This window comes from Candidatus Effluviviaceae Genus V sp. (assembly GCA_014728125.1).
In the GTDB taxonomy this organism is placed as follows: Bacteria; Joyebacterota; Joyebacteria; order Joyebacterales; family Joyebacteraceae; genus WJMD01.
In genome coordinates this window covers 1-5,839 of the sequence record WJMD01000037.1, presented here as the reverse complement: position 1 = coordinate 5,839, position 5,839 = coordinate 1, and the positions used below count along the sequence as shown (strand labels likewise).

Genomic DNA, 5,839 nt, shown 5'->3' with positions numbered 1-5,839 from the left:
GAACGGCCGCCCACAGCACCGTCCGCATCGACGGACAGGACCAGAGCGAGGTGTGGGCGAGCCATCGCGTCGGCCGCCGCGCCCGTCGGGTGTGGGCCGGTACGGAGGAAGGTACCGTGGCCGCGGCACACGACGGCTACGGACGGCTTCCGGGCAGGCCGGTTCACGAGCGGCGTGTCAGTGTCACGGAGAGCGGGCTCATCATCGTCGACAGCTTCGAGGGTGCCGGCGACCACGACATCGAGTCGTTCCTTCATCTTCATCCGGACTGCGCGGCGTCCGTCGACGACCGCGACATCCTGGTGACGCGCGACGGGCGTGGGGTCGCCCGCGTCTCGCCTCCGGAGGGCGTCGACATCCGGGTCGTTGAGGGGACCTGGCATCGCTCGTTCCACACGTCTGTGCCGAACCGGCGCATCGAGATACAGACCCAGCGCGCCCTTCCGACCTCGCTCGAGACGGCCATCAGCTGGCTCGACTGACCGCTACGGCCGCTGCCCCACCTGAATGCGGTTGCGGGACCCCGGAAAAGCTGATAAGACCTTCTCCGACGCGACGTAAGCTCGGTCGAGCCCGTAGGAGGTACCGGTGCGTATCGTGCTGATCGCAGGCGCCCGACCCAACTTCGTGAAACTGGCGCCCGTCCGCCGGGCGCTCGTGGACCGGGACGACGTCGAGGTGACCGTCGTCCACACGGGGCAGCACTACGACGACGCCATGTCGGCCTCGTTCTTCCGTGACCTCGAGATCCCGGAACCGGAGGTCAACCTCGGTGTCGGGTCTGCTTCGCATGCCGTCCAGACCGCGCGCATCATGAGCGCCTTCGACGGCTTCCTTGACGAGGAAACGGTTGACCTCGTGGTCGTCGTCGGCGACGTGAACTCGACGCTCGCCTGCTCCGTGACGGCCACCAAGCGGGACATTCCCGTCGCGCACGTGGAGGCGGGGCTCCGGAGCTTCGACTGGGCCATGCCGGAGGAGATCAACCGGGTCGTCACGGACGCGGTGTCTGCCCTATTGCTGACGCCGTCCCGCGACGCCGACGAGAACCTCCGTCGTGAGGGCAGGACCGACGACGCGATCTTCTTCGTCGGGAACGTCATGGTCGACAGCCTGGACCGGTTCATCGGGAAGGCCCGGAGTACGACCGACGTCCTCTCGAGGCTCGGCGTCGAGAAGGGGGGCTTCGCGCTCCTCACGCTGCACCGTCCCCGGAACGTCGACACGGCCGCGTTGCTCTCGGGCTTTCTCGGTGCGGTCGAGCGCATCGCCGAGCGGGTCCCGGTCGTCTACCCGGCGCACCCGAGAACGCGCAGGATGCTCGAGGACCTGGGACTCCTGGAACGCGCGCGGTCCATGCGGGGTCTCATGTTGACGGAACCCCAGGGGTATCTGGATTTCATCGCGCTCGAGTCGTGGGCCAGGCTCGTCCTGACCGACTCCGGCGGCGTTCAGGAGGAGACAACGGTGCTCGGCGTTCCGTGCCTGACGCTGAGGCCGAATACCGAGCGGCCGGTCACCGTCTCTGAAGGCACGAACAGGCTGGTGGGCACCGATCCTGAGGCGATCGTGGCGGCGGCTCACGAGGCCCTTGAGGATCGCGACGCCGCTCCGAAGCGGCCGGAGTTGTGGGACGGCCGCGCCGCCGGGCGCGTGGCCGACGTTCTGACATCGTGGCACAGAAAAGCGACCTAGAACATCGGGGCTGCACGGACGGCGCGTCGCGACGCCGGGCGGCCGGACGAGGAACGGGAAGGGCGGAAGCGCATGAAGGTACCACTGCTGGATTTGAAGCGGCAGTACCAGGTGATCAAGGACGACGTCGACGCCGCGATCCGCGAGGTCGTCGAGAGCCAGATCTTCATCAAGGGACCCAAGGTCAAGGAGCTCGAGGAGCGGATAGCCGACTACTGCGGCACGAAGCGCGCGGTCGGCTGCGCGTCCGGGACCGACGCCATCCTTCTGTCGCTCATGGCGCTCGACGTCGGCCCGGGCGACGAAGTCATCACGACCCCCTACACGTTCTTCGCAACGGGCGGGTCGATCGCACGCGTCGGGGCGACCCCGGTCTTCGTCGACATTGAGCCGGCGACGTACAACCTCGACCCCGAGAAGATCGCTGAGCGGATCACCCCGAAGACGAAGGCCATCCTGCCGGTCCATCTCTACGGCCAGTGCGTCGACATGGACCCGGTCCTCGAGCTCGCCCGCGAGCACGGCCTCGCGGTCGTCGAGGACGCCGCGCAGGCGATCGGCGCGGAGTACAGGGGGAGGCGGGCCGGCTCGATGGGGCACACCGGCTGCTTCAGCTTCTTCCCCAGCAAGAACCTCGGAGGCTACGGGGACGGCGGCATGGTCACGACGAACGACGAGGATCTGGCCGACCGTCTGGTGAGCCTGAGGGAGCACGGGCAGTCCGACAAGTACTTCTACTGCGAGGTCGGCGCGAACAGTCGCCTCGATGCGATCCAGGCGGCCGTGCTGCTCGTCAAGCTCAAGCATCTCGACACGTGGAGCAACGGCCGGGCGGCGAACGCCGACTTCTACGGTGAGCGGTTCGACGGCACGCCGGTCGTGGCGCCGCATCGCGAGGCGTGGAACCGTCACATCTACAACCAGTACACGATCCGGGTTCCGGACCGCGACGCGCTGCTCGAGCACCTGCGCGGGAAGGGGATCGGCTGCGCTCTCTACTACCCGCTCTCATTGCACCTCCAGACGTGTTTCGCCGGCCTCGGCTACTCGGAGGGCGACTTCCCGGAATCGGAGCGGGCACAGCGCGAGACGATCTCGATCCCGGTCTTCTCGCTTCTGTCGGAGGAGGAGAAGGAAACCGTGGCCTCGACGATCCTCGACTTCGTGTCGTAGCCGGAAGAGGAGCGGAGAGACCATCATGCGTCGTGTGGCCAGAGGCCGGTTCATCGATCACGAGAGACCGCGCGGCTATCACGTCGACTACTCGTCCGCGGCCGAGAACTGGACGGGACAGGCGCTCCCCGAGTCGCCGGCCGATCTCGCGCGCCTTGCGCTCGGCGATCTGGAGCTCTACCTTGCGCGCGGCACGCCCGAGCGGCGGGACCGCTTCGAGCTGGCCGTGAGTGAACTCGTGCGGCGGATCGAGACGATACCCGGCGGCTTCAGCGGGTGGGCGATGCCGGAAGGCCCGGCCGCCTACCGGGACGAGCTGTCCGAGGGGTGGTTCTCGGGAAGGGTCCACGCCGAGTGCGTGGCGGCGCTCGTCAGGGCGAAGACGGTTCTGGGGCATAATGAGGCGCTTGCGTGCGCCCGCGCCGCGTTCGGCGGTTTCGAGACCCCGGTCGAGGAGGGCGGCTTCGTACGCGAGATCGCTGAGGAGGGTCTCGAGAGCGGTCTGGAGAGCGCGCTCTTCATCGAGACGTATCCGACCAGAGGCAGGTCGCTCTGTCTCGGCGGCCACATGCGCGCCATGCTCACGATCCACGACTACGGTCGCGTCGTCGAGCCGGAGCGGGCGGAGAGTCTCTTCACCCGCGCGCTGGCCGGCCTCGAGTACACGCTCGACGGGTTCGACACGGGGAGCTGGTCTCTGGCCGACCTGGACGACCGCTGGCGGGGTGCCCGGACGGCGAGTCGTGCCCTGCACAAGGAACACATATTGCATTTGAAGGAGCTCGCGCGCATCACGGGACGGTCACAGCTTCACCAGACGGCCGTCCGCTGGGGAGATTACGACGCGAGGCCTCTGTTGGTGTTGCGGGCCTCCGTGGCCCGGGTGGCGTTTCGCATCATGAACCCCGGAGCGCCGGTGGAAGCGGTGAGGGGACGACGTGCCTGAACTTCCGACAACACTCTGGTCTCTCGTGTTCCTCGGAGCGACCGCGATCATCTCGTGGTACGTGACCATTCCCGCATCCAGACTCGGGCTGCGGCTCGGGCTCGTCGACCTTCCGAGCACGAGGAGGACGCGCGCCCGCGCCATCCCCACGTCGGGCGGCCTCGTCGTCTTCGGCACGACGGCCGCGGCGCTCGTCGTCGCGCTGCTGACTCCGGGGCTGCTCGAGGCTGAGGCGACGCGCGCGTTCACGACGCTCATCTTCGGCGGTTCCCTCATCGTCGTGCTCGGCATGTTCGACGACAAGCTGAACCTCCGGCCCGTGGTCAAGCTCATCGTTCAGACGGCCGTTGCCGTGACCATGGTCTACGCCGGCATCAGCATCGAACACGTGCGCTTCCTCGTCGGTCCCATGGTCGACCTCGGCTGGCTCGGCGCCCCCCTGTCCGTCCTTCTCTTCGTCGCGCTCATGAACATCGTGAACCTCATCGACGGGCTGGACGGCCTGGCGGGGGGGATCGCCGCGATCGGGGCTCTTGCACTTCTCGGCGTCGGTTTCCTGAACGACTACGCGGCGCTCACGATCCTGGCAGGCGCCGTGCTCGGGAGCACGATCGGGTTCCTGCTGCACAATTTCCGCGAGGGAAACGTCTACCTCGGTGATGCCGGGAGCATGGTGCTCGGGTTCTTCATCGCGGGAGGGGCCATCGTCGGCTCCGGCTCGGATGCTGCGAGCAACGCGCTGCTCGTGACCCTGGCCGCGATGACGGTTCCCGCGTTCGACGTCGTCACCACCATCGCCCGCCGGGCGAGGTCGGGACGCGGCGTTATGACGCCAGACCGGTCGCACGTGCACCACAGACTCATCAGGTTCGGTCTCTCACCACGTCTGACCGTCGTCGTGCTGTGGGGCGTAACGCTCTTCTTCACGGGACAGATGCTCGGGCAGATCACCCCGCACGGTCTCGTCTACGTGCTCCTGAGCTACGGCATCGCGGCCTACGTCGGCAACGTCATCCTCGAGCAACACCGCAAGAACGCGCGGACACTGAAGAGCGACCTCCGCGAGGAGCTGGCGTACCTCGTCGGCGCGACCGACACGATCATCTACGGTGATTGCCCTCCGGGCGCGACGCTGCGCCAGATGATCGTCTCGCAGATCCGCCGCGAGGCCCGCTTCCGCCGGATGGTCCGGCAGGAGGCGAGGCGGAAGGAGCCTCCGGTCGAGGAGCTCATCACGGAGAAGGACCGCGAGAAGACCACCCACTAACGCTCGCGGGGGGCCATCCCCCCGGGTGGACCCGCTCAACCGGCACGAACCTCACACAACAGGCACAGACTCCTCACATCGGCAGGCCCGTTCTGAATTGCCTGAGCGGGTGGGCCGTGCTAGTGTGTTGGGTTCGGAGGCCGGACGCTCCCTCGCGCCGGACTCCGGGACGGATGGACCCAGAGATGACCTGAAAGGAGCACCCACGTGAAGCAGAAGAGAGTCTATTCCTTCGGCGGCGGCGAGGCGGACGGCCGCGGCGAGATGAAGAACCTGCTGGGCGGTAAGGGGGCCAACCTCGCCGAGATGTCCAATCTCGGGATTCCCGTGCCCGCCGGGTTCACCATCTCGACCCAGGTCTGCACCTACTACATGGAGCACGACGGGGAGTTCCCCGACGGACTCGAGCAGGAGGTCTCCGATGCGATCGCCAGGGTCGAGGATGTGATGGGGATGACGTTCGGGGACAACGAAGACCCGCTTCTCTTCTCCGTCCGCTCCGGCGCCCGCGTCTCCATGCCCGGGATGATGGACACGGTCCTGAACATAGGGCTCTCCGCCAGGACCGTCGACGGTCTCATCAAGAAGACCGGCAACGAGCGCTTCGTCTACGACAGCTACCGGCGTCTCATCATGATGTACGCCGACGTCGTGATGGGGCTCGACGCGAACGAGTTCCATAAGCTCCTGGACGCGCGGAAGAAGGAGAAGGGCGTCTGGCACGACCTCGAGCTCGAGGCCGACGATCTCAAGGAGCT

6 protein-coding genes are annotated in these 5,839 nt (G+C 67.1%); all 6 read left to right on the top strand.

Annotated features, from left to right (window positions below; all coding sequences use genetic code 11):
* On the top strand, nt 1–482 hold a 482-nt coding region (locus GF405_01960), incomplete at its 5' end, for a heparinase (GenBank protein ID MBD3366923.1).
* A gap of 106 nt (nt 483–588) precedes the next feature.
* Nucleotides 589–1,695 (top strand): UDP-N-acetylglucosamine 2-epimerase (non-hydrolyzing), encoded by a 1,107-nt coding sequence (locus tag GF405_01955; GenBank protein ID MBD3366922.1) that lies wholly within the window; start codon nt 589–591, stop codon nt 1,693–1,695.
* 72 nt (nt 1,696–1,767) lie between these two features.
* Nucleotides 1,768–2,868, top strand: coding sequence for an aminotransferase class V-fold PLP-dependent enzyme (locus GF405_01950; GenBank protein ID MBD3366921.1), 1,101 nt, complete (start codon nt 1,768–1,770; stop codon nt 2,866–2,868).
* A gap of 25 nt (nt 2,869–2,893) precedes the next feature.
* On the top strand, nt 2,894–3,814 hold the full coding sequence (locus GF405_01945; protein MBD3366920.1) for a hypothetical protein: 921 nt from the start codon (nt 2,894–2,896) through the stop codon (nt 3,812–3,814).
* Nucleotides 3,807–5,081, top strand: coding sequence for a hypothetical protein (locus GF405_01940; GenBank protein ID MBD3366919.1), 1,275 nt, complete (start codon nt 3,807–3,809; stop codon nt 5,079–5,081). The genes GF405_01945 and GF405_01940 overlap by 8 nt, the downstream gene beginning before the upstream one ends.
* A gap of 264 nt (nt 5,082–5,345) precedes the next feature.
* A partial coding sequence (locus GF405_01935) for a pyruvate, phosphate dikinase (protein MBD3366918.1) occupies nt 5,346–5,839 on the top strand: 494 nt, incomplete at its 3' end.